The following is a 23,916-nucleotide window of genomic DNA, read 5'->3' as shown; positions in this document are numbered from 1 at the left end:
CGATGAGAGACGGTTCAAAAAACAACGTTAAACTATTACAGAAATTAGCTACCAAAAAAATGAATCAAACCCTGGTCAATCAACAACAGTTCTTTCAAGAAATCGTCCAAGATATCGAGCAAAATAAAATTGCAATTGCGGCGAAAAAACTGCGTCAACAGGAAGCAGATAGCTGTGAAATTCCGGCTCAGTGGCTCTGGAAAACAGCAGCAGCTTTGGAAACCAACGACTGGAGCATTTTATCAGAAGATTTCATTAATCTGAATTTTATCGGCAAAAATGGTTATTTTCTGATGATTGCTCCCTATCGCATCAATCGTCAGGGAGAAAGACAACTCACTTTGAGTGCAATTTACGGAAAAATTCACCAAAATAGTGAACCTTCTATCGAACAACTAGAAAGCTTGACTCGTGAAAAATTTGGCAGTCTAAGACAACCGATTCCCAGAAATTTGTCCTTTACTGAAATTGCTAGTTGTGGCACGGTTAAAGGTGAAAAGGGGGAGGCTTTTATCGTTCCCCATAGGTGGACTTTTCCCAATAGTGTTCAGGGACCAGCTTTAAATAATGCCAGTGAGCAAAAACGACGCTTTTCTGGTTCTAGCTACGAATGTATCCGAAAAATTTTTGAGCCAGAAACGGCCGATTTGCTATTAGGACCCCTAGAGGATCAAATTAATGGTGAACGCTATCGTCATCTCGATACCCAATTCCATGAAGCGGGTCATGCTAGTGGGTTAGGATTTGACTTAAAACTCAAAAATAAACTGTTTCAAAACTATACCTATGCCGGAGTCGAGGAGTGGCGCTCAGATAGTTTAGGGTTTGAATTTGCCGATTGTGCTTTACCTGCCGAAGAAGCGGGAAAATTAGTCGCTGTTAATTTCTGCATTCGCTTTGGTTTAGATGCTCACCGTTTAGGGGGTTTAGAAAAAGATGTGGATGTCCACGCTAGTTTGATCAGTTTGGAATATCTCTTGCAAAATGATGCTATTTATCTCACAAAAAATGGTCAATTGGCCCTGCGGAATATCAGTTATACAGGCTTACTAAAAGCGGTGGAAATGCACCGAACAAAAGCCTTATCTCTAACGCGAAGGGAGTTAAATCTAAATAGTCCAACAGGTCTTTTTGCTCTGTATAAAGTAGAGATTCATCCCGCAACCCAATTAATTTTTCAGGGACTAATTGTAGAGCGATGCCGCGGAATTTGGTCAGAGTTACAATAAGTACCTAAGGTTTGCTGATAACTGGCCTGGGGAGTGATGTCAGTCAGCCATGTGCATCCCATCAAAGCCTATTGATGGCGATAGGGATTGGGGTAAACTCCTCTGAGTTTCTCGCCACAGCAAGTGCCGGCTCTGGAATATTAGTCGTTGACTCCTAAGTAGCTGTTTGCAATTAAATAGAAGATAGGTTTTGCACTCGATCCCCCCTGCCCCCCTTAATAAGGGGGGTGCCGACAGGCGGGGGGATCTTAGAGTTTTTTACGCCCATCTACTTACACATTTATTTATATATATATCGCTAGATAACTAAAATGTGTTAAGCTAGGCGGTAGCATTCTGGGAAATCACGACAGATAGATCAGTCTCTTATTGGTCAGAATCCCTGAACCCCTGATTACCTCTTTCTCCCCCGGTCGATGACAAAACCAATGGCTGAACAACGCTCTGTACTAAAATTTAATGGCATCGATGATTACATGGAGCTATCCCACGGATTTCTTGACATCGATCAGAGTATTACCATTACATTTTGGGCAAAAGGGGAAAATAATTTAGCTACAGAAACGACTCTTTTAGAAGCTGTTAATCGGGAAAATAACCGCGTTCTACATATTACCTTGCCTTGGGGCGATCCCGTGAAACCTGCGATTTTTTGGGATGCGGGTAACGAAGAAGGTTTCGATCGAATTGAAAAAAAAGTCAAGCTTAAGGATTATAGTGATTGGACTCATTGGGCCTTTGTCAAAAATGCGACCACAGGCCGAATGTTGATCTATCGTAATGGGATCATTTGGCATCGTGGGAACGGTCATAACCGTGCCTTAACGGGGATTGAAAAAATCATCTTGGGAGCCTCTGTTAATCTCTCCCATTATTGGCAAGGTTGTCTCGCCGAATTTTCTGTTTGGAATCAAGCGCGTAGCCAGGAAGAAATCCAAAAAACGATGTATCAATCTCCCTTAGTTGATGACCTTGGCCTAGTCACTTATTTATCACTCAACGGCAGTGCCGAGGATCAAACAAGTTATAGCAATCATGGTATTCTTTATGGGACAACCTGGCAACTAGATAGTCTTCCCTCTAAACCGACCTCGATCCCTAAATCAAAAACTCAGACTAGCAGTAAAGCTAGAAGGAGTGCGAAAAGGATAACAATGGTCAACGAAATTTTTAACTCCCTTGAAGAAGAAGAAGTGATTGAACAGGATGCTCCAGCAGAAAATCAAGAACCTTCCCCGGAAGATAATTCAGAATCAATTATAATTGCCGCAGAAGCTGCTCTTGCCAGTAATGAAATTGAGGAGATTACTAAAACGGCAATTTCTCAACCGGATATACTGACTTATTCAAACCAGAAAAAACGGTTAATTATTTGTTGTGATGGTTCTTGGGAAAACTCTGGCAGTGCTTACCCCACCAACGTGGTTAAATTCGCCGAATCTATTAAGTATATTGCCGAGGATCAAACCCCTCAAATCGTCTTTTTGTCAGGTTCTGGCAGCGCCGAAGATAACGAATTTATTAAAAGTTTAGGGAATGAAACTTTTGGCTGGGGACTCGATCGGATGATTCAAGATGCCTATCGTTTTCTTGTCCTTAACTACAATCCCAAAAGCGAGGATGAAATTTATTTGTTAGGTTTTAGTCGCGGAGCATATATCGTTCGTTGTTTGGCTAGTTTTATCGATAAATGTGGAATCCTAAAACGCTCTAAGATTAAAGAAATTCCCCTAGCTTATCAACTCTATCGAGACCACAACGTTAGTTTCGATAGTGCCAAAGCTCAACAATTTCGTGCCGCTAATGCTAAAAAAATTGAGACAGAAAAGGAAGATTTTCAAGATCGTATTCCAGTTAAGATGTTAGGTTGTTGGGATACAGTTGGCAATTTTGGTATTCCTGATTTAACTCCTTGGTTTCCCTTGGCTAAGTTTTATCATAAAAAATATGAATTTAGTAATACAAAACTAAGTCCGATTATCCAGAATGCTTTTCATGCTGTGGCCATTGATGAAAAACGTAAAAACTTCCCTTATACTCCGATCAAAGCCAATCCAGACAATCCCGAACAAGTTGTCAAAGAAGTTTTATTTGTCGGTGAACATACCTGTCTAGGTGGTGGCAAAAAAGAATATCAAGGACTTTCCGACTACCCCTTACAATGGATGATTAATCAAGCCAAAAAATTGGGATTAGAGTTTGATTCAACCACCTCTGAATCTGAGGAATTCCAAATTAAACTAGACCCGACCATCAAGTTCGATAATACGGTTAAAGGATTGTCGTCCTTGGGAGGTGAGCAATCGCGATATTTCAATACAAAAGTTGTCACTGTTCATCACAGTGTGGTCAAACGATTAAAAGCTTTTTCCGATTATCGTCCCAAAAGTCTTGAACCGTTTCTTCAAGCTTTACTTGACGACGATCAACAGACAGATTAACCTTGCTTTAGAATTAAACTAATCCTTCGCTAGAAATTTGAGGTGATTTTTATGGAACTCGATAACATTATCAAAAAAGTGGCAGGTACTTATTTAGCTTCGGCTATTATTGCTGTCATCGTGCTAATTCTGACCCTCGGACAACCCTTTGTAGTTTTTCTGGGTATTGGAGCGATGGGGTTGGTTACTGTCCTAGGAGATGCGATTGCTCAGTACGGAATTGAAGCGGTTCTGAATGCTTTTTACACTGAGCGAAGTAAAAAAGAATCCCTGGAAACACTTTTGGCTGAAATTGATGCTTTACCTCTGACTGATGACCTGAAATTAAAAACCAAAAAACACTTGACTGACCATCAAGAACAGACAGTAAAGCAGCAAGAAACGGTAACTGAGCCAACTCCTGAAAGTCCTCAAACAGTTGTTATTGAAAATGAACCAGTTATTGAAAATGAACCAGTTATTGAAAATGAACCAGTTATTGAAAATGAACCGGTTGTTGTTGAAGTTGAAAATGTTTAATTAGGTATTGCTCCCTCTTGCAAGAGATGGGGGCAGCGGATGATTATTGCTAAGTATTGAGGAATTTTTTGGTCTAAGATAGCTATGCTAAATAGGAACTCTCAACATCTGATGACCTATAAAAAAATTGCCATTTATGAGCAAAGCTATCAACTTCCTGTTTTTAAAAATAGATACTTAAAAAATTTTCAGAAAATCATCAAGGAACGTCGGAAATTAATTCAAGAAGGAGTTCGCTACCATTACTATTTTGGTAAGATTATTAAACGAAAAGAAAAAATCACTCAACAAGAAATCTTGATCGAGACTCAGTTATTAATTAAAGACTATAATTTATTAATTAATGGACTAGAAATATATCAAGACGGATATTATCGTTTTTTACTCCAACTCAGTGACAATCTCAAAATTTTATTTTCCCAAAAATATCAAGAATTGAAAATCTTAGACTACGAGAGAATAAAGTTAGAAATTAAAAATAATAATAATCAAAATATTCTCAATCAACTCAAGCTGGAAAAACAGGAAAATTTTCGGGCAATTTTGCTACTGGGAAAAACATCTTTTTTGATGTTGAGAAAAACTAAATTACTAGGGGAAGGAGTTCAGAAATTAGCCGAGGATACTCAAAAGCAGAAAAAAATTGTGCAAGCAATTATTCAAGAACTCAAAATTTATGAGGAATTAAATCATTATCAACTCAAATCTCAACGAGTTCGCCAAGAAATTGCTGATCTTGCCCAAAATGCGATTAATTTTGAAAACTACTTACAGGACTATTTTGCGCCTTTTCAATTATTAATAGAAGAAGTGATTAAGGTGGATGAAGAATTTTATGCAACAGTTGGAGAAATTAAGTATTTGGTAGATAATATTTTTCCACCTCAGCCGGCTCTCTTAGAAACGTCAGATTCAGCCATAAATTCTGAGTTTTTGCTAAATTTTCTGGCGACTGGTTACGAGAAAGAAGCAAGGTTAAAAGAGGCTTTTTCCTCTGATCAATTTAATGATTACTTATTCAATGAAAGTGAATGGTCAGAACAATTTATTTCCCTAGAAAAAACCATCAATAAATTATCTCATCATTTAGCAGAACAAGAGGCTTGTCAAAAAGACACTATCCCCAAAACTCCCCTAGCAATAGTTGTCTCTCAATTCACTCAAAACAATATTCACAAATCTTCTACTTCTAAAAATCCCCAGACTTCCCCAAATATCTTAACTCAAGAATCGGCTGATATTGATTATAATCAATTACAAGATTTGCTAAGAAAGCAACAGTGGCAAGCGGCTGATCGCCAAACAACCAAGCTACTATTGAAAATCTTGCGTAAGACCTACTGGAATGAGGTTTATCCTCAAGATATTGCTCAATTACCTTGTTCGGATTTGAAAAAAATTGATCAACTTTGGCTTCATTATAGTAATGGTCATTTCGGGTTTAGTATTCAGCAAGCCATTTTCTCTAGTCTCGGTGGTTTAGTGGATTATGAAACCCAAAAGAAACTAGGCGAGCGCCTAGGTTGGCGGAAGGAAGGTCAATGGCTCAATTATGAGCAACTAAACTTTGAATTAGAGCCGAATTCTCCCCTCGGTCATTTACCCGTTCATTGGTTGATTTTTGAAGAAAATCTTTGTTACCCATCTCCGGAAGCTTCTGACAATCAAAACTCCGTGGCTTTCTGGAGAGTTGGCAATTGGTTATTGTGGCAACTTCACCTCGTTTTCAGCAAAATTCAAGCCTGTGGAATTATTCCTCTGTCTGACTTTTAAAGCGATTATCTAAGCTGTTGACTATCTAGGGTCTGCTGAACAAGTTTCTCGTGGGTGTAGGGTGTAGGGTTTTACCCATTTTCATCTGGTAAATTACCCTAATTTTCAGGGAAAAAGGGCTCTTCGGGAATTGTTATGCAAATAATTAACTTAAAATAAAATTCGATGAGAGTGCCTAGTCTCAAAAATAGCTGAAATCCATACAGGAAAGGACTTAAGGCACAAATAGGTTAATACCAAAAGATAGACAATTGAGTTAAGATTTGATATAATAGCCAAAAACGAGATTATTTTACTTATGATACTTGACAAATTTTTGAACCTACAAGGAACCTGTATTCAAGGCTATCGACACCTAGAAAATATCGGTATAGTTTTCCAAATCGAATCGAAAAATAAAAAAGCAGTCTGTCCTCGTTGTGGGTTAGAGAGCGATAAACTACACCAAAATCATCGACATTTAGTCAAAGATTTACCGCTCTCAGGTCAACCAGTGTACCTACAAGTTAATCGTCGTCAATTTAAGTGCGGTAATTGTCAGAAACCCTTTAGCGAAGAGTTAGATTTTGTCGCCAAGAAACGAACCTATACGAAAAGACTAGCCGAGAATATACTCGAACAATTAAAATCAGGAGATATTTTAAATGTTAGTCGAAGAAATGACGTAACGGAAGAAGAGATTCAAAGAATGATAGAGGACATAGCTGAAGAAATTACAGAGACAGACCTATCGAAATTAAAAAGACTAGGAATTGACGAAATCGCTCTAGTCAAAGGACAAAAAAATTACTGTGCAGTTTTAGTAAATTTAGATACGGGAAAACTAATAGCTATTCTAGAGAAGCGAACACAAGAAGAATTGAGGGAAACGCTTACAGGGTGGGGAAAAGAGGTGTTAGAGCAAATTGAAGAAGTCAGCATAGATCTTTGGTTGCCCTATAAAAATTTGGTGAAAGAATTGATGCCATCGGCCGAGGTAGTCGCCGATAGATTCCATGTAATGAAACAAATTAATCAAGAGTTAGACGAACAGAGAAAAGCAGAAAAAAGAGCGGTAGAAGCGCAGAAAAATAAAAAACAGAAAGCGGAAAAAGAAGCAAAGCTAGAAGTTTTAAAGCGAAGTAAATATAGTCTGTTAAAAAATGAAGAAGATTTAACGGAAACTCAAAAAATCAAACTAGAAGCTATCAAAGAAAAATTCCCAAATTTGAAAAAGATGCAGGAATTAAAGGAAGAATTTAGAAAGATTTATGAAACCTCAGAGAATCCGACAGAGGGAATGCTATCCATCTCGGAATGGTTGGCAAAATCCTCCAGTGTTTTTACCAAGAGTTGTCAAACAATCCGAAACTGGTTTGGAGAAATCATTAGTTATTTCGAGCGAAGGACAACGAATGGGGTGGTCGAGGGAATCAACAATAAACTGAAACTAATAAAACGGAGAGCCTATGGCTTGAGAAACTTTCGTAATTTTTGGGTTAGAAGTATGTTATCTTGGCATCTTGTCTGTTGATTTAGCATAAAGAGTAACGAAGAGCCGGAAAAAGTCCAGGGATTTTCCCCCCGATCCCTCCAATGGCTGGCACTTTTTGATTTCCCAAAAGTCTAAAAGTCTTACCCAACAAGGTTTTTAGATTTATTCAGCAACCCCTAAGTAACAGGGAGCAGGGAGCGGGGAGAGAAAGTAGAAAATCGAGCATGATTCCCTCGGCAACTTAAAGTTTTTGACTTCTATCTGAGAATTGGGAAATTTATCTCTTAATTATTGGACTTTTACTGGTAAATTCTGCTTAAATTTTTCTGGTTTAACTGGGTCTCCCTTTTTATGTTTTGGTCTCGGTTTTTGACAAGAATATCTGCACTTTTTTTAAGTAATCCCATCCCCTTTGATTCCAAACTTTTTCTCGTCCCGTTTCCTTTTCTATCCATCTAGCCACCTTCGGACCTGTCCAGATTCCTCCATCGGCAGGACGTTTTTTCAGTTCTTCTTTTAATTTTTGCAATTGTTCTTCCTTCAATAAAGGTTCTTTTCCTCTCCGATGTTCCACACTTTTTTTCTTGAGATTTTTAACTCCTTCTTCTCCTAATTCATTATATCTTTTGAGAATTCTAAAACTATATTGATAATCTAATCCTACAGCTACTGCAGCATTTTTGATTGTCCATCCTAACGATATTTTCCACAATAAGTGCCATCTTCTTGTTTCTACTGAGTCTTGACTGCTTCTGTATCTATCTTTCAGTTCCTCTGAACTTAGATGTTCGGCTAAGTAAGCTTTCTTGGGCATTTTATCTCATTGTTTTTTATTTACCCTATTATAACAGGATTTAAGAGCAAACGCTAAGTCTGCCAAAGGAAGCGTCAAAAGCGCAAAATCTGCGAGATTAGTTTTGGAAACGCTAATCTCAGTGAGGCCGATTAGCCTAGTTCCTATTGCTCTCATCGGAAATTTTGGGTCTGAAACCCCGCCGTTCTAGGTTGGCTTTACGTTAGAATTAAAAGGCCAGTCTCGAAAACCAAGTGGACGGCGCAGCACCTTGAAAACTCGGCTTAGGGGGTTCCGACCAGAAAAGCTTGGCCGGGTAAAAAGTCGCGCGCAACAAGTACAAGAAGCTATAGGCGGTCAACGTACCGTGGGACACAGGGAATCGGGCTTCTGAAATGGGGCGAAAGTCTGTGGACTCTGTGTAAGACAGTACATGGTTTTTTAACTGTGGTATGCGACGGTGGTGGAAGCAGAAACTTAAATCGTGAGGTTTAGGAATCGCCGCACTTTTAGGGCGGCGAGGATGTCAACGTCACTCCTCCTGAAAATTCGACGTTTCTATCCTATGCTAGTAGCGAGCGAGTTGAAATTATTATTTACAAAAATCAATTTTTCTTGCGTCAGGTTGATGCGCTTTGACAGCAAAGATTATGGCTCTTCGTTACCCTTTATGCTAAATCAACATACAAGATGCCAAGATAACATACTTCTAACCCAAAAATTCCGAAAGTTTCTAAAGCCATAGCCTCTCCGTTTTATTAGTTTAAGTTTATTGTTGATTCCCTCGACCACCCCATTCGTTGTCCTTCGCTCGAAATAACTAATTATTTCTCCAAACCAGTTTCGGATTGTTTGACAACTCTTGGTAAAAACACTGGAGGATTTTGCCAACCATTCCGAGATGGATAGCAGTCCTTCTGTCGGATTCTCTGAGGTTTCATAAATCTTTCTAAATTCTTCCTTTAACTCGTGCATCTTTTTCAAATTTGGTCAATTTTCTTTGATAGCTTCTAGTTTGATTTTTTGAGTTTCCGTTAAATCTTTTTCATTTTTTAACAAGCTATATTTACTTCGCTTTAAAACTTCTAGCTTCGCTTCTTTTTCCGCTTTCTGTTTTTTATTTTTCTGCGCTTCTACGGCTCTTTTTTCTGCTTTTCTTTGTTCGTCTAACTCTTGATTAATTTGTTTCATTACATGGAATCTATCGGCGACTACCTCGGCCGATGGCATCAATTCTTTCACCAAATTTTTATAGGGCAACCAAAGGTCTATGCTGACTTCTTCAATTTGCTCTAACACCTCTTTTCCCCACCCTGTAAGCGTTTCCCTCAATTCTTCTTGTGTTCGCTTCTCTAGAATAGCTATTAGTTTTCCCGTATCTAAATTTACTAAAACCGCACAGTAATTTTTTTGTCCTTTGACTAGAGCGATTTCGTCAATTCCTAGTCTTTTTAATTTCGATAGGTCTGTCTCTGTAATTTCTTCAGCTATGTCCTCTATCATTCTTTGAATCTCTTCTTCCGTTACGTCATTTCTTCGACTAACATTTAAAATATCTCCTTCTTTTAATTGTTCGAGTATATTCTCGGCTAGTCTTTTCGTATAGGTTCGTTTCTTGGCGACAAAATCTAACTCTTCGCTAAAGGGTTTCTGACAATTATCGCACTTAAATTGACGACGATTAACCTGTAGGTACACTGGTTGTCCTGAGATTGGTAAATCTTTGACTAAATGTCGATGATTTTGGTGGAGTTTATCGCTCTCTAACCCACAACGAGGACAGGTTGCTTTTTGATTTTTCGATTCGATTCGGCAAACTATACCGATATTTTCTAGGTGTAGATAGCCTTGAATACAGGTTCCTTTTAGGTTCAAAAATTTGTCAAGTATCATAAGTAAAATAATCTCGTTTTTGGCTATTATATCAAATCTTAACTCAATTGTCTATCTTTTGGTATTAACCTGTTTGTGCCTTAAGTCCTTCCCTGTATGGATTTCAGCTACTTTTGAGCGTAGGCGCTCTCATCGAATTTTATTTTAAGTTAATTATTTGCATAACAATTCCCGAAGAGCCAAGATTATTCAGCCCTTACTGGAGCTTTGGCACAATGGTGACTGATTGACACTCCCGTCGCACTAAGCGCTTCGGGATTCTTGGTTCATCGAGTTTCCTTAACCTGGCAGGACGTATCCAACATTCACTAGAGGGAATCTCTCCCCCCCCAAACCCCTAGGGCTGTTTCATTCTCCCATCAGAATATCAAAAGTAAAAGCGATCACTGTCTTTGTAAAATGAGAAGTGACCGCCAACTTTTTAAAGATATGTTGAGCTTAATAGAAAAACTGAAACAAGTCAAGGACTTTCGGAAAGATCAAGGAAAAAGACCCCCTTTATGGATAGTATTAGTAGTAATAATACTGGGAACAATGCTAGGATACTCAGGTTATAGAGAACTAGGAGAGTTGGCTAAAAATAATCGGCACAGGCTCAGTAAAGAATTTAACATAATTCCAGAAAGAGTCCCGTCCTATTCAACAATTAGAAGGGTAATGATGGGAGTTGACTGGCAGAGTTTGTTAAAAATGTTTAATGAATGGGCATTACAAGAATATGGACAAAGAGATGACATAAATTGGCTAGGGATGGATGGAAAAAGTCTCAAAAACACCCTAAAGAATCCTAATAATGAACAACAAAATTTTATCATGTTTGTCTCATTGTTTAGTCAAGAAAGTGGCTTAGTATTACACTTAAAAAGAATCGAAAACAAAAAAGGGTCTGAAATCAACGAAGGTCAAGCTATAATTGAGGATTGCTCTCTCCAAAATAAAGTTTTTACTGGCGATGCTTTACACTGCCAGAAAAAAACAATCAGCTTAATAGCCAAGAGTAAAAATGATTATGTTATCACCGTTAAAGGAAATCAGAAAAATCTTGATCAGCGAATACAAGACCTGAGTAATTCCTCAAAGCCAGAAAGTTGCTTTCTTGAACAAGATAATAGTCATGGACGAAAAATAAGTAGGGAGGCACAATTATTTGTAGGATGGGTTAGCGGTAGCGTAACATGAGCGGCCGTTGGGTTTCATGCTTCAACCCAACCTACGTTCATCTTATATTTAATTCCACCCACCCACTTATCAAGAAAAATAGAAGTTTTTAAAGTGAGGAAAAATGAAAGACAAGGGTTTGAAAATCTGCGCAGAATTTTAAAGTAGAAAGAAGGGGTAGTCGCGGGGATAAAACCTATGAAGAAACAGCTTACTATATCAGTAGCCTAACCGAATCCGCTCAAGTATTTGCTAAAATTATTCGAGGACATTGGAAAATAGAAAATCAGTTACATTGGGTAAAAGATGTAATTTTTGAGGAAGATAAAAGCGAGATAAGTGATTTTCAAGCGGCCAGCAATTGGTCAATTCTCACAACTATAGGATTGAATCTTTTCAGAGGTTTGGGTTTTCTCTCAATAAAGGAGGGACAGAGGTGGTTAGCTGAACGTTGGAAAAAACTGATAGTTTTATCGACGTAAGAAGCAGAAAAATTAGCTAAATTAACAGGATGTACTCTCAGACAATTTCAAGAAAGGTAGGCTTTTAGTGGCTTGGGAACAGGCTTTATCAATCTCTTCATAATAAATATTGGCAGAGAATTAAAGATTAATTATTGTGACTAACTCTTTTGATTAGAAAAAGATAAACTTGAGAATCTTCAGTCAAATTTATTGACTCAAAATCAGCTGTACTTAATTTAAATGAATCAACCCTAGACGTCGGGGGGGTTGGGGTAAATTCAGCTAATCTAAGGATAGGCGGTTAAGATGCGTCTTAAGTAGGGTTTGCGGCAAAAAGTTTTTCGGTGGGGGCAGGGTGTGGGGTGTGGGGTGTGGGGTGTGGGGTTTTACCAGTTTTGAGGTGGCCAATTACCTAATTTTCAGGGAAAAAGTGCCTAAATTTCCCCCCGATCACTCCCACATCCAGTACCTTTTGATTGACAAAACGCCTAAAAGTCTTACCCAACAAGGTTTTTAGATTTATTCAGCCAGCCCTAAGTATCTAAGCACAATTAATTACACATCTAAGCCACTACTCCGTCAGACTTCTGCTGTGATCAGTAAACAGTGAACTGAAAACTCAAATCCGATCCCTAATAGCTGTATCCCGTCTCCCGTCTCAGAGTCTCCTGTATCCCGTCTCGGAGTCTCCTGTATCCCGTCTCGGAGTCTCCTGTCTCCGAGTCTCCTGTCTCGGAGTCTCGACTAGGAAATTAATTTTGCACGACTACTTAGCTTAAACAGTGAACAGAAAACTCAAATCTGAATCACTGATCAAGGAGAACTTCCCACCTCACCCTTGAGATAACTGCCCTAACTTTCCCGTCTGAGTTTTAGAAAAATTTAACTTTATTCAATCTATGAACATCTGTTCAGATGTTATACTAAAGTCAGTAAAGAAGTTCAGAGGTAGTAACCATGATCGCTGTCACCATGATGAAATGTGCTTGTGAATCCTGTAAGTGTGTAGTATCGATCGCCGATGCCATCAAAGAAAACGATCAATACTACTGTTGCCAAGCTTGTGCCAATGGTCACGTTAAAGGGAAAGGCTGTGGACACAATGACTGTCGTTGCGGTTAAATTTAGTTATTGGGGAGAAGGGGACAAGTATCGGGATTGAAGATTCGATCGATACCTCCCTTTCTCAACTTTCCCTTAATAACCGATCAGGAAAAAACATGGCCATAGAGAAAATAGCGCCGGTTTGTGGGGAATCCCATCACCAAGAGGCGAAATTCCAGCACTTGCAGGGATTAGAAATCGAAAAAGCCCAAAAAATGGCCGAATTTTTCAGCCTTTTGGGGGATGCCAATCGCCTAAGAATTCTGTCGCTTTTAGCCAAAAGAGAATTATGTGTTTGTGACTTAGCCGACGATTTAGGGATGAGTGAATCGGCCGTATCGCACCAGTTAAGAACCCTAAGAGCCTTAAGATTAGTTAAATACCAAAAACAGGGACGGAGAGTCTTTTATCGTCTTGCCGATCATCATGTCCTTGACCTTTATTACGCGGTCTCGGAACATTTAGAAGAGCCAGCGGACGAGGACTAAAACAGTCCCAAAGCGGGTAAAACAAACTGTAAGAGCAGAGAACCAATCCCCTGCACCATTTGGTCTAATTGAGCGTTGCCACCACCTTGTTCTCGCGGTTTTAGGGCGATTTCCATGCCTTTAATAAAATTCTCTGCTGCTTCGTAACCGGGGGTGTTACCTTGCTGTTCAAAGAGAGTCGAAGCCATTTGAGCGTCCTGGGCCGCTAGAGCATTTTGTCCCAGACGATAGTGAGCCATGGCCCGGGCCAGATAAGCTGGAGCATATTCCGAGTTAATTGTCAAGGCCTTATTAAAATTTTCTATAGCGGCGCTGGTGCGTCCCTGTTTTCCTTCCACCATCCCTAGACCGTAGAATAGTTCGGGAGTACCGGCACTACTGGGAATTCCCACCGCACCCTGCACGTATGCAGTGTCTAGTTTGGTGTTTTCGAGGTTAGCATTATTGAGATAAGCGCCTCTTAAATCCGCACCCGTCAAGATTGCCCCGCTTAAGTTCGCTCCAGTGAGATTAGCACCAAAGAAAGAAGCACCGGTTAAATTGGCACCACTCAGATCCGCCCCACTTAAATTAGCTTGACTAAGATTAGCACCGACGAGATTGGCCCCATTTAATTTTGCCCCGGTTAGATTCGATTGCACCAACCCCGAACCGCTCAGATCGCATTGGGGACATTTTCGGGTGGATAATAATTGCTGTAGGTGGTTTAAATCTTCCCCATAACCAACTAGGGACAAGTTAAGGGGAAGACTGAGGACGAGGGTTAGGGCGATCGATTTGTACATAGTTTAAAAATAACTCTATTGATTATCATTGATAATAACCATGCGGTCGGGGCTAATCGCTGAACTAGATTTTGCTTGAGAAATCAGCCCTTGTCCACTAAAATAGGAGATTAGAGGCTCTTAAGGTCAGAAGAAGCGACAAAATCGAGATTTGTTACCTTTTCAACAGCAGGTTTTTTAGAGGAATTTCCCTATTTTATAATGACTACTCTACACGGTAATTGGCTGATTGGTTCGCAGGATAGTGTTTTTTTTCTTTGGGGTGAACAGTGGCAAGGGAAGGAATTAAGTGAAACCCAAGAAAATCATCCTTTTTGTCTAGAATCTGGGGTATTAGCCCAATTTATCGAGAAATTTTCCCCTCAGCTTAACCAGTATTCTCCAGAATCAATCAAGCTCAGTTTGCCTAGTTATTCTCCCCCTAGGAAAAAATATTCTTTACCGCTGCTGTCGGGGCAAATTCTCGAACCCACACCTAAATCCTTGTCTTGGCAACCATGGCAAGTATCGGGATTAACTTTTTCTGCGGGGATGATAGTACAGTTATGGGAAAAATTACCCCTAGCTAAGGCCGAATTTATCGGTAATGATCTACGATTTTGGCTGTATTTGCACCGTTGGAGTTTAGATTTATTAGCAAGGGGGAAATTTTTAGCAGGAATAAATCAGGGTCAAAGTTGCTGGTATCCCCTGCTAGATAGTACCATCGATCGCACTCGTTTAGCTAAGTTTATCCAAACCATCCCCCGGTTTGTCTTGTCTATCAAGAAAATAGCGAACCACAAACAATCATTCTCGATTGCTTAAAAAATATTGTCGATGCTCGTTTACGACAAAAAATAGATAGTACTGTTAATATTTCGCCGTCATTGATGGTGAAACCCTGGCTACAATCTTTAAGCGGTGATCATCATGACATTGCCTTAGAAGCCAAGAATTTACAGCGTCTAGAAAATGCTTATAATAACTGGGTGTTTCCTATCCAAGAAAGTTTAGTTAATGGCAATAATCGCCAATTAATCGAGAATCAATACCGTGTTTGTTTATGTTTACAACCTCCCAGTCTAGGAACAGCGTGGAAACTTACCTATTATTTACAAGCGTTAGATGATCCCGAATTTCTCATTAGTGCCAAGTTGATTTGGTTAGAGGGGAAAGAAAGTTATCATAGTTATCAAAGAGTTGTCAATAATCCCCAGGAAATTCTCTTAAAAGGATTGGGATTAGCATCGCGATTGTACGAACCGATTAGAATTAGTTTAGAGCAGAGACACCCGGAGGAATGTTCTCTTGATTCGATCGAAGTTTATCAGTTTATTCGCTCGATCGCTTGGCAATTGCAAGATCAGGGATTAGGGGTAATTTTGCCAACGGGTTTAACTGCTGGTAGCAATGAACAAAGATTAGGAATTAAGATTGCTGCCAGTGTAACTCCCAAAAAAGGAGAAAGATTAAGTTTAACCAGTTTATTAAACTTTCAGCTTAAATTAGTAGTAGGGGAACAGGAAATATCGAAAAAAGATTTTGATAAGTTATTAGAGAAAAAATCGCCAGTGGTGGAAGTGGGGGGCAAATGGTTAATCCTACAGCCTACCGATGTTAAAGCAGCTCAGGCAATTTTAAATAATACCATCACTCCCCTGAATCTCTCGGTGGAAGATGCCCTGCGCTTGAGTTCAGGAGATAATAATCTAATTGCTAAACTGCCGGTAGTCACTTTCCAAGCGGAGGGAGCATTAAAGGAATTAATTGATAATTTAAATAACAATCAAGGGATTCAATTAATCAACCCACCGCGGGAATTTCGGGGGGAATTACGCCCCTATCAAATCAAGGGAGTTAGTTGGTTAGCTTTCCTAGAAAAGTGGGGTTTAGGTGCTTGTTTAGCCGATGATATGGGTTTAGGAAAAACCCCGCAATTAATCGCTTTTTTACTAGCATTAAAAGAACAGGATATGTTAGTTAATCCCGTGTTAGTGGTGGCTCCCACTTCTGTGGTCAATAACTGGGAACATGAATTAAGAAAATTCGCTCCCACCCTGGCTGTTTTTGTGCATCATGGCGAAAAAAGATTAAAAGGTAAAGCTTTTGCTCAAGAGGTAAAAAATAAATCGGTTGTTATTACCAGTTATCCTTTAATCTATCGCGATCTGTCCAGTTTAGAAGCAGTACAATGGCAAGGTTTAGTTTTAGATGAAGCTCAAAATATTAAAAACTCTACGGCTAAACAATCCCAAGCAGTGCGAAAAATACCCGCAGGATTTCGGATTGCCTTAACGGGAACTCCCGTAGAAAATCGCCTGACGGAATTATGGTCAATTTTGGATTTTCTCAATCCCAATTTTTTAGGAACTCAAGCCTTTTTTCAGCGTCGTTTTGCCCTTCCCATTGAAAAATACGGCGATCAAGAATCCCTGCATAATTTACGTTCCCTTGTCCGTCCCTTTATTTTACGGAGATTAAAAACCGATAAAAATATTATTGAAGATTTACCAGAAAAACAGGAAATGAATATTTTTTGTGGTTTATCGAAAGAACAGGGACAACTTTATCAACAATTAGTCGAGACAACGCTCCAGAAAATTGAAGAAATTCAAGGAATTCAGAAACATGGATTAATTTTAACCTTGCTAATGCAACTAAAACAAATTTGTAATCATCCCGCCCATTTTTTGAAAGAAAATAGTTTAGAAACCAGTCAAAGATCGGGAAAATTATTACGTTTAGAAGCCATGGTAGAGGAAGTGATAGCAGAAGGCGATCGAGCTTTAATTTTTACACAATTTGCCGAGTGGGGAAAACTCCTACAAACCCATCTCCAGAAAAAATTAGCCGAGGAAATATTATTTCTCTCCGGTTCTACCAAAGCAAAAGATCGGGTAGAAATGATCGAGCGCTTTCAAAATGATCCCCAAGGACCAAAGATTTTTATTCTCTCCCTGAAAGCAGGGGGAACAGGATTAAATCTAACCCGCGCTAATCACGTTTTTCATATCGATCGTTGGTGGAATCCGGCCGTAGAGAATCAGGCCACTGATCGCGCTTTCCGCATCGGACAAAAACGCAATGTTCAGGTACATAAATTCATCTGTACGGGAACCCTAGAGGAACGCATTAATGAGATGATCGAAAGCAAGAAACAATTAGCGGAACAAACCGTAGATGCTGGGGAAAATTGGTTAACCGAATTAGATACCGATCGCCTGCGAGATTTATTATTATTAGATCGATCGGCAATTATTGATGAAGAAGAAACCGATTAGAAGCGAACGACCTGATAAACCGTGGAACCATTCTCAAACAGAGGCCGATAGTAAATACCGCTGCAATTGTAATAAAGCGTATTGTCAGCCGTAATTGTGGTGCAGCCGTCTGGGATATAGGTGACAATTGCGCCGATTGGCGGGGCCACCACCGTGTAGGAACTGCCGCTAGGTTGAAGATAGATGCCGTCCGAGTAAATGTAGGAAGTAGAACCCACATAGACGGTATTGTAGTAGGGGGGGAGAGTAGCGATCGCTGAACCGATGACTAAGCCGGTGGTCAAACCCACCCAACCCCAACCCGGGGGGACGTAATAACCGCCACCGTACCAACCGCCACCACGCCAGTAACCGTTGCGATTATCGTCAACAAAGTTCTGACGGTTCTGTTGGCGATCACTAACCTGCTGCTGCCGTTCCCCCTGTCTTTCGGTGCGTTCCCCTTGACGGATATCGGTTCTTTCAGTGCGTTCCCCTTGACGGATATCGGTTCTTTCAGTGCGTTCCCCTTGACGGTTTTGTTGATTAGTTTGTCTTTCCCCCTGTCTTCCAGAAAAATCTCTAGAGGTTTGGGAACGATTACTGAAATCTCTAGAGGGTTGGGAACGATTACTGAAATTCCCTCGGTTTTGCAGATCACTACTGCGGTTAACCCGTGGGGAAGCTCCACCACCGCCACGACCACCGCCACCGCCACCGCGAGCGTCCACATAATCCGTGATCAGTAAACTTGTACCCAAAAGGAGGGCGGCAAGAACACATAAGTTTTGACGTGAAGATCTTTTCATAGCCCGGACTCCTTGATTTTTTTATTTGCCTTGGCTGCTTATCTTCTCAGATTATTTTCTGCAAGCGTTCGAGGGTTTCTGGTGCAAAAAAACGCTCTCCTGTTTCTACACACACTCTGGCGGGAACATTTTCTATAATAAATCTGGGTTGGGTTCGGATAGGGTAAGGCTTTTGAGAATGTCCCGATTAGAACAGAATCGGCTTAATTCTTCTGAGAACATCCTGGAGCAACTGGAATGTATGTCACCAAACCTCCTCTCTCATTGGCCGCCCCCAATCCACTTCCGGCTCCGGTGATTCAACAACCTCAGCCAGTAGTTCTTCTAGACTTAACTCAGGCAAGGCTTGAATTAGCTCAATTACTAGCTTTCCGTTTTCCACAGAACATTCAACAACGTCCTTAGGATTGAGGTTCAGTGCCTCCACCGCATACTTGGGAATCCGAATCGCTAAAGAATTACCCCAGCGTCGAATCTGCGACTTCATGATCCCACCTCGAATTCGTTAGATATTCAAAGTATATCAAAACGCTGATTTAGGGGAATACCGACGAGCGATCGCATTTTATGAACGGGGTTTACGGCTGGGATTGATTATCCCTAGGGGGTAGAAGTTCGATAGGGATCGATTCTGATCCCGGTTGGAAAGTGAAAGTATCGGCGGGTGTACTAGGCTTAAAATTCCAATCGGATAATATTGCCGTGTACTGGGGTGAACCGGGTAGAGTTTTATAGGTAATAATCGCTTTCCTCATTAGGGGGGTGGCATCCTGCGTGACCCAGATTTGATAATCGCGATCGCTACCGATCAGCAGCAGGTGATACATCGGTTCGCGGTTGACCATGTCGTTGCCGATAAAAATAATTTGCTTGACATCGGCCATTAGCTCTGCACAGGGATCGTTCGCTGCCAGATTTGACATGGGAATGCTGATCCCGTACTTTTGTTCTACTTGGTCTAAGGCTTCATCTAGAGTATTCGGTGCCGGTTTTGTAACGTATAGATCCCGTTCCATATCCGCAAGGGTGAAGGTTTTACCATCGTAAAAAAAGCGGGTAACTCGTTCATCCCCAGTGTAGTCCGAGCGCAGGCGATTGGGTTTCTCTACCCAGATGTTTTGATAGGCACTGTACTGAACTTTCGCCCCAGAGTCGAGTACATCGTCATAGGTGACATCCATATTGACGGTGAACGCTCGCTGTTTGGTTAAATTAGCACAGAGTTGCTCGATCACTTGTTCCGCCGTTTTTGGGCGGATTTCCTGGGCCAGAGTGGGGATTTCCGCCAAGACTGCCGCAGCAGTGACCCAAGGCAAAAGCAAAGAAAGAATCGGGATAAAGCGACGCATAATCATCTAATATTCCCCCAGGGCGATGGATTGTTTTGGTTAACGACCATTGTGTAAACTGACTAAACGAGCGATAAAAACGGCGGGATAGAGAACTCCAGTCATTCCTTCTAAATTGGCTAGAACTCTAGCGATTTTACTGGTAGGAACTATATCACCGTAGCCAACCGTAGCCAGGGTAGTAAAGCTGAAATGAAGTAGATCCGCCTGGTTGACGGTTTTAGCGGCGGAGCTAAAGGAATCGGGGTCGAAAATCTGGACGATATTATAAGCGGATGCCCAGAAAAATCCCAAGAGAAAATAGACACAAATTCCCCCTTTGATGATATCTGATGTTACCTGTTCGGCGAGAATTAATTCTAGTAAAATCGAGTACACACATAAACTAACAAAAGCTAGAGAAATTAATGTACTAGATAGCTCGAACCAACGGTTGAAATCGCTATAAATAGGGATAATCGTGCTGAATGCTCGCAGGAGGAGGGCAATCAAAAACAGACCGATATTATATCTTAAAGCCAATTTACTGCGATCGATCTGATAGACGGCGATGATCAGAGAGAGGGAGAAGAAAAAGAAAATCAGCCAATCTCCCAGGGGTAGATATACTAAAAACGGGTAAATAATGTAGAGCGAGAGCAGATTTGCCAGCAGCCGATTGTATTTATTTTCTGTTGCCCGCATCAATTGACGGAATTTCATAGCAGCGAACCTTTAACTGGTAATATTTACTCCTGCTCATCAATTTTAAGGGTATTTACGGCGGATTCAGGATTGGTCTGGTACATTCTCCACGCCGAAAAGCTTATCCCATAAGGAATTAGCTGTGCCAGATGAATAAAGCAACCGCTGCATATCTTATCTTTAACCTGGAATATACCCCCCTTTTCCCCACAAAAGAGCGAGATTTTAGCCCCTGGCCGAAGGCTGAACATTAGATAAAATTTTGTTACGAGCATTCCACCAGCAATTTTTGAGCAAGATACAATCGAAATAGTAGAGCTGCCATTGGGCTAAAAGTTAAGCAAATTTAATCGATAGCCATTTCAGAAAAAAATGTGTCATCGATAATGTTGATCTTCCCCAGATAAGAAGCGAGTGAAGATTAATTGTTGAACCGAGCATCAGAAGCTATCTCTACAGGAGGAAATGTTAGAAAGTTATCCCAGAAAGGGAACCATCAGTCTTGACTTATCTATTTCCTATCTAACAGCAAAGGATTTGATCTCATTCAGGGGAAAAAGTCGCTATGAACCACCAAATAGAAACCCCGATCCGCTCACCTTCTCAAGCTCGATTCCGTTCACGGGAAGAACGCATCCAGATCGGTAAATCCCTGCGGGAGCGATTGCCGCGTTCTGGTCACGCTATCTGGCAACCCCCGCAGCTGGTCGAGAGCCGATCGAAATCATCGAAGCATCAAATCGAGGGCGATTACAGGAATTGATTCCCATCCGCTACGGACGAATGTTGCGGAGTCCCTTTACCTTCCTGCGCGGTTCCGCTGCTTTGATGGCCTACGATCTGGCCACCACTCCCAAAACTGACATTATCGTGCAGGCCTGCGGGGATTGCCACCTGTTGAACTTCGGATTTTTTGCCACCCCCGAACGCAATTTAGTCTTCGATATTAACGATTTCGACGAAACCCTGCCCGCGCCTTGGGAATGGGATCTCAAGCGTCTCGTGGTCAGCTTTCTCATCGCCGGCAGGGATAGCGATCTATCCAATCAAGAATCGAAGGCAGCGGCGATCGATTGCGCTCGTTCCTATCGAGAACACCTGCGGGAATATTCTCGCCTCAGTCCCTTAGAGGTATGGTACACGCGCATAGGAGCAGAACAGGCGATCGAGATGGCCCCCGACGAAAAGACGCGGAAGTTGCGGGAACAGATGATGGCAAAAGCCCGCGAGCGCATCATCGAACATCTCTACCCCAAGATCGTCACCCAAACCGGCGGACGCAATCGCTTTGTCGATCAGCCGCCTATTCTCTACCATGTCAACGAACCGGATTGGGAGACTCTCGTGCGCGAGGGTCTGGAAGACTATCGCCAATCCCTGCCGGAGGAACGCCGAGTCCTCTTTGATCGCTACCAGTTAGAGGACTTTGCCCTGAAAGTAGTGGGCATTGGCAGTGTCGGCACCAGATGTTATATCGCCCTATTGTTCTCAGAAGATAACCATCCCCTCATCCTACAAGTTAAGGAGGCTTGCCCTTCGGTTCTAGAACCCTATACCGCCAAGAGCCAGTACGAAAATCAGGGACAACGGGTGGTTACAGGCCAGAGATTGATGCAATCCTCTAGCGACATATTTTTGGGCTGGACCCGGGGAAGAGGGGACAACGACTTCTATTTACGGCAACTGCGGGATATGAAGTTTTCCCTACCCATTGAAGGAGTATCGGCCGTCCAACTGCAACGCTACGCCGAGTTCTGTGGCTGGACCTTGGCCCGCGCCCACGCTAAATCTGGAGATGCGGCCACCATTAGCGGTTATTTGGGGAAAGGAGATCAGTTCGATCTAGCGATGGGCGAATTTGCGATCGCTTATGCCGATCAGACAGAACGAGATCACGCCGCTTTGGTGGATGCGGTTAAAACAGGACGGGTTGAGGCTTTGGTAGAAGAAGATTTATAGGGATTAGGGAGCGATTTTGAGCGGATATAGGCAAGATCAGCCCCTTGCTGCTGAAAAATTTAACTTTTGATGGTATAATTCGCCTGGAAAGTCAAGATCGGCTCTCAAAGGGTAGCTATACTTTAGACGTTCATAATCTGAGATTTATTAAACTTCTGAAATCGTAGAGTCAGCAAGGAATCCAGTTCTTTTTTATGTTTCAGATGGGCATCATTCAGACATTCATAAATAGCTGAAGAAAAGTCAGAAAAGTTTTCATAATATTTACCATATAAACATTTCTTTTTGACCAATTTCCACAGCCTTTCAATTAAATTTAGATTAGGTGAATAAGACGGCAGATAGAGCAGTTCTATTGACAAAGAAAGAGCTAATTTTTCAACAATTTTACATTTTTGATAGCGGGCATTATCTAAGACTAGAGTGATGGGAATCATTAGTCCTAAAGCAGCTATTTTTTCAAGGAGTTCACAGACTTGAGTTGCCGTAATATAAGTTTCATATGTTACCAGAATAACTTCATGAGTTATTGCATTTAATGCTCCTAAAACATTGAAGCGTTTACGCCCGCTCGGTGACTTAACAAAAAGTCTCTCAAAACACCAAACAAAACCGAGAAATGCTCCCATGACGAAGTGAGCGGCATCAACAAAAAAAACAGCCCTTTTTCCTTCTTTTGCCTCATTTAGTCTGGGTTCTAGCTTTTTTTCTTTGTAGTCCTCTTGTTCATCTGGGTCAGCTTTAGAAGGAAGAGAACCTACTTTTAAACATTTCATTCCCATTGATTTTAAAAATTTTCTCACTTGGGTAGGACTTCGTTTTATTCCCGTCAATTCTTCTATCCTATATACAGCTTCATTTATTGTGGCTGGTGGATTTTTCTCGAAGTATTTTTTGAGGGTTTCTTTTTGAGACTCTAATTCACTTTTAGGGCGATAGAAGTTGATTTCTTTTAATTTTTCTATTCCGCCCTCTTGATAATCTCGAAGATAGGTTAATAAGGTATTTGGCGAGATTCCTGCTAACTGACAAATTTTTTGGTGCGGTATCTTTTGGCTTTTTAACCAGAGAACTTCCATCTTCAGTTGAACCCGGGGATGGGGATGATGAAATCTTTCATAATACAGTGAGTTCTCTGACTGACGGACACATTTTTCAATACAAAGACAAGTACTGTTATGTGAAAGCCTCAAACTCCTGAATAAAAGAAAAGGTAATTTTGCCATAATAATCCTGACGAGCTTTGCGAGAAGCAAAACAGGGAAAAGGGTCAACAGAAAATAAGTGGTCAAGTCGCAAGAAGGGACGCGCCTTATGAACAACTCCCGCCAGCCAACGTCAACCAATTTTCAAATAACTCAAACCACGCCGAAAATGAGCATCAACCTGACGGCGAGAGCCAGATTGTTGAACCGCCATGCCAGTTAAAGTAGCAAAGAGAATAGAAATGGCAACAATGAGATAGAGACGTTCTAAACAAGCAGCAGAGCGAACACGAGAATGTTCCCAGTCAAAAACGCCCGATTTACTGCCCTTGAAAGAGATGTTCAATGGGAAAACGAAGACCATACTGCCAGAAGGTGTCAAGGGTAGGAGGTTCATCGCTCAGAATTGCCCAATTATCCTTAACCCCTGGAACAGAGGCTAAAGCAAGATGAGCAGTGATTCTAGCCTCCTGCCAGACTTGAACGTTGCGATCAAAGCAGGCTTGCCGTTTGGGAGGATAGAGTTCTCTGACCTCATAGCCAAAAC

15 protein-coding genes and 5 pseudogenes are annotated in these 23,916 nt (G+C 41.1%); 11 read left to right on the top strand and 9 right to left on the bottom strand.

What is annotated here, in order from left to right:
• Nucleotides 1-59: 59 nt before the first annotated feature.
• From VL20_RS26055 to VL20_RS26035, 5 genes are all read left to right on the top strand, one after another.
• The gene (locus VL20_RS26055; protein WP_052278587.1) at nucleotides 60-1,229 is read left to right on the top strand and encodes a DUF6014 family protein; all 1,170 of its coding nucleotides are present in this window, start codon (nucleotides 60-62) and stop codon (nucleotides 1,227-1,229) included.
• A gap of 428 nt (nucleotides 1,230-1,657) precedes the next feature.
• Nucleotides 1,658-3,670, top strand: a complete 2,013-nt coding sequence (locus tag VL20_RS26050; RefSeq protein ID WP_052278272.1) for a phospholipase effector Tle1 domain-containing protein — start codon at nucleotides 1,658-1,660, stop codon at nucleotides 3,668-3,670.
• A gap of 51 nt (nucleotides 3,671-3,721) precedes the next feature.
• Nucleotides 3,722-4,189, top strand: a complete 468-nt coding sequence (locus VL20_RS26045; RefSeq protein ID WP_052278271.1) for a hypothetical protein — start codon at nucleotides 3,722-3,724, stop codon at nucleotides 4,187-4,189.
• Between the two features lie 111 nt (nucleotides 4,190-4,300).
• Nucleotides 4,301-5,962 carry a GUN4 domain-containing protein gene (locus tag VL20_RS26040; RefSeq protein ID WP_052278270.1) on the top strand — a complete coding sequence of 554 codons (1,662 nt, stop codon included), beginning with the start codon at nucleotides 4,301-4,303 and terminating at the stop codon, nucleotides 5,960-5,962.
• A 298-nt stretch (nucleotides 5,963-6,260) separates the two neighbouring features.
• Entirely contained in the window at nucleotides 6,261-7,475 is a 1,215-nt protein-coding gene (locus tag VL20_RS26035; RefSeq protein ID WP_052278269.1) for an ISL3 family transposase, read from the top strand.
• Between the two features lie 310 nt (nucleotides 7,476-7,785).
• Here the strand turns inward: VL20_RS26035 and VL20_RS26030 are convergent, their stop codons facing one another.
• Nucleotides 7,786-8,250: a helix-turn-helix domain-containing protein gene (locus tag VL20_RS26030; protein ID WP_002760422.1), complete on the bottom strand. Its 465-nt coding sequence runs from the start codon at nucleotides 8,248-8,250 to the stop codon at nucleotides 7,786-7,788.
• Between the two features lie 657 nt (nucleotides 8,251-8,907).
• Nucleotides 8,908-10,122, bottom strand: a pseudogene (locus VL20_RS26025) (ISL3 family transposase).
• Between the two features lie 429 nt (nucleotides 10,123-10,551).
• Between VL20_RS26025 and VL20_RS26020 the strand changes: the two are divergent.
• The 4 genes and pseudogenes from VL20_RS26020 to VL20_RS26015 form a co-directional block, all read left to right on the top strand.
• Nucleotides 10,552-11,250: pseudogene (locus tag VL20_RS26020) on the top strand (ISAs1 family transposase); the annotation flags it as partial.
• A gap of 120 nt (nucleotides 11,251-11,370) precedes the next feature.
• Nucleotides 11,371-11,762, top strand: a pseudogene (locus VL20_RS31525) (ISAs1 family transposase); the annotation flags it as partial.
• 939 nt (nucleotides 11,763-12,701) lie between these two features.
• A complete protein-coding gene (locus VL20_RS30715) occupies nucleotides 12,702-12,866 on the top strand; it encodes a metallothionein (protein ID WP_072926897.1) in 165 nt (54 codons plus the stop codon).
• A gap of 98 nt (nucleotides 12,867-12,964) precedes the next feature.
• Complete coding sequence (locus VL20_RS26015) at nucleotides 12,965-13,336, top strand: ArsR/SmtB family transcription factor (protein WP_002760406.1); 372 nt, start codon at nucleotides 12,965-12,967, stop codon at nucleotides 13,334-13,336.
• Here VL20_RS26015 and VL20_RS26010 read toward each other — a convergent pair.
• A complete protein-coding gene (locus VL20_RS26010; protein WP_002786927.1) occupies nucleotides 13,333-14,121 on the bottom strand; it encodes a pentapeptide repeat-containing protein in 789 nt (262 codons plus the stop codon). The genes VL20_RS26015 and VL20_RS26010 overlap by 4 nt on opposite strands.
• A gap of 201 nt (nucleotides 14,122-14,322) precedes the next feature.
• On the opposite strand from VL20_RS26010, the pseudogene VL20_RS26005 reads away from it, so the two are divergent.
• Nucleotides 14,323-17,384: pseudogene (locus VL20_RS26005) on the top strand (DEAD/DEAH box helicase).
• Here VL20_RS26005 and VL20_RS26000 read toward each other — a convergent pair.
• The 4 genes from VL20_RS26000 to VL20_RS25985 all read right to left on the bottom strand — a co-directional run bounded on the left by VL20_RS26000 (nucleotide 17,381) and on the right by VL20_RS25985 (nucleotide 20,223).
• Nucleotides 17,381-18,172 carry a DUF6515 family protein gene (locus VL20_RS26000; protein ID WP_052278268.1) on the bottom strand — a complete coding sequence of 264 codons (792 nt, stop codon included), beginning with the start codon at nucleotides 18,170-18,172 and terminating at the stop codon, nucleotides 17,381-17,383. The pseudogene VL20_RS26005 and the gene VL20_RS26000 overlap by 4 nt on opposite strands.
• Nucleotides 18,173-18,416: 244 nt before the next feature.
• The gene (locus tag VL20_RS25995) at nucleotides 18,417-18,659 is read right to left on the bottom strand and encodes an AbrB/MazE/SpoVT family DNA-binding domain-containing protein (RefSeq protein WP_052278267.1); all 243 of its coding nucleotides are present in this window, start codon (nucleotides 18,657-18,659) and stop codon (nucleotides 18,417-18,419) included.
• A 91-nt stretch (nucleotides 18,660-18,750) separates the two neighbouring features.
• On the bottom strand, nucleotides 18,751-19,527 hold the full coding sequence (locus VL20_RS25990; protein WP_052278266.1) for a DUF2092 domain-containing protein: 777 nt from the start codon (nucleotides 19,525-19,527) through the stop codon (nucleotides 18,751-18,753).
• Nucleotides 19,528-19,560: 33 nt separating this feature from the next.
• Nucleotides 19,561-20,223, bottom strand: a complete 663-nt coding sequence (locus tag VL20_RS25985) for a potassium channel family protein (RefSeq protein ID WP_002738780.1) — start codon at nucleotides 20,221-20,223, stop codon at nucleotides 19,561-19,563.
• Between the two features lie 547 nt (nucleotides 20,224-20,770).
• Here VL20_RS25985 and VL20_RS25975 point away from each other — a divergent pair.
• A pseudogene (locus VL20_RS25975) lies at nucleotides 20,771-22,164 on the top strand (DUF2252 domain-containing protein).
• Nucleotides 22,165-22,286: 122 nt separating this feature from the next.
• On the opposite strand, the gene VL20_RS25970 reads toward VL20_RS25975, so the two are convergent.
• Both VL20_RS25970 and VL20_RS25965 read right to left on the bottom strand, forming a co-directional pair.
• Nucleotides 22,287-23,390 (bottom strand): IS630 family transposase, encoded by a 1,104-nt coding sequence (locus VL20_RS25970; protein ID WP_284525925.1) that lies wholly within the window; start codon nucleotides 23,388-23,390, stop codon nucleotides 22,287-22,289.
• A 112-nt stretch (nucleotides 23,391-23,502) separates the two neighbouring features.
• The gene (locus VL20_RS25965) at nucleotides 23,503-23,715 is read right to left on the bottom strand and encodes a hypothetical protein (RefSeq protein ID WP_052275239.1); all 213 of its coding nucleotides are present in this window, start codon (nucleotides 23,713-23,715) and stop codon (nucleotides 23,503-23,505) included.
• Between the last annotated feature and the right edge of the window lie 201 nt (nucleotides 23,716-23,916).

This window comes from Microcystis panniformis FACHB-1757, from assembly GCF_001264245.1.
Taxonomy (GTDB): Bacteria; Cyanobacteriota; Cyanobacteriia; order Cyanobacteriales; family Microcystaceae; genus Microcystis; species Microcystis panniformis.
Note: the sequence above shows the minus strand (reverse complement) of the source record. Positions and strands in the feature narration are given on the sequence as shown.

Coding starts and splice junctions, on each gene's coding strand:
- VL20_RS26045 (WP_052278271.1), top strand. CDS start 3,722: ATGGAACTCGATAACATTATCAAAAAAGTGGCAGGTACTTATTTAGCT.
- VL20_RS26000 (WP_052278268.1), bottom strand. CDS start 18,172: ATGAAAAGATCTTCACGTCAAAACTTATGTGTTCTTGCCGCCCTCCTT.
- VL20_RS25985 (WP_002738780.1), bottom strand. CDS start 20,223: ATGAAATTCCGTCAATTGATGCGGGCAACAGAAAATAAATACAATCGG.
- VL20_RS26050 (WP_052278272.1), top strand. CDS start 1,658: ATGGCTGAACAACGCTCTGTACTAAAATTTAATGGCATCGATGATTAC.
- VL20_RS26055 (WP_052278587.1), top strand. CDS start 60: ATGAATCAAACCCTGGTCAATCAACAACAGTTCTTTCAAGAAATCGTC.
- VL20_RS26035 (WP_052278269.1), top strand. CDS start 6,261: ATGATACTTGACAAATTTTTGAACCTACAAGGAACCTGTATTCAAGGC.
- VL20_RS25990 (WP_052278266.1), bottom strand. CDS start 19,527: ATGATTATGCGTCGCTTTATCCCGATTCTTTCTTTGCTTTTGCCTTGG.
- VL20_RS26030 (WP_002760422.1), bottom strand. CDS start 8,250: ATGCCCAAGAAAGCTTACTTAGCCGAACATCTAAGTTCAGAGGAACTG.
- VL20_RS26015 (WP_002760406.1), top strand. CDS start 12,965: ATGGCCATAGAGAAAATAGCGCCGGTTTGTGGGGAATCCCATCACCAA.
- VL20_RS30715 (WP_072926897.1), top strand. CDS start 12,702: ATGATCGCTGTCACCATGATGAAATGTGCTTGTGAATCCTGTAAGTGT.
- VL20_RS25995 (WP_052278267.1), bottom strand. CDS start 18,659: ATGAAGTCGCAGATTCGACGCTGGGGTAATTCTTTAGCGATTCGGATT.
- VL20_RS26010 (WP_002786927.1), bottom strand. CDS start 14,121: ATGTACAAATCGATCGCCCTAACCCTCGTCCTCAGTCTTCCCCTTAAC.
- VL20_RS25970 (WP_284525925.1), bottom strand. CDS start 23,390: ATGGCAAAATTACCTTTTCTTTTATTCAGGAGTTTGAGGCTTTCACAT.
- VL20_RS26040 (WP_052278270.1), top strand. CDS start 4,301: ATGACCTATAAAAAAATTGCCATTTATGAGCAAAGCTATCAACTTCCT.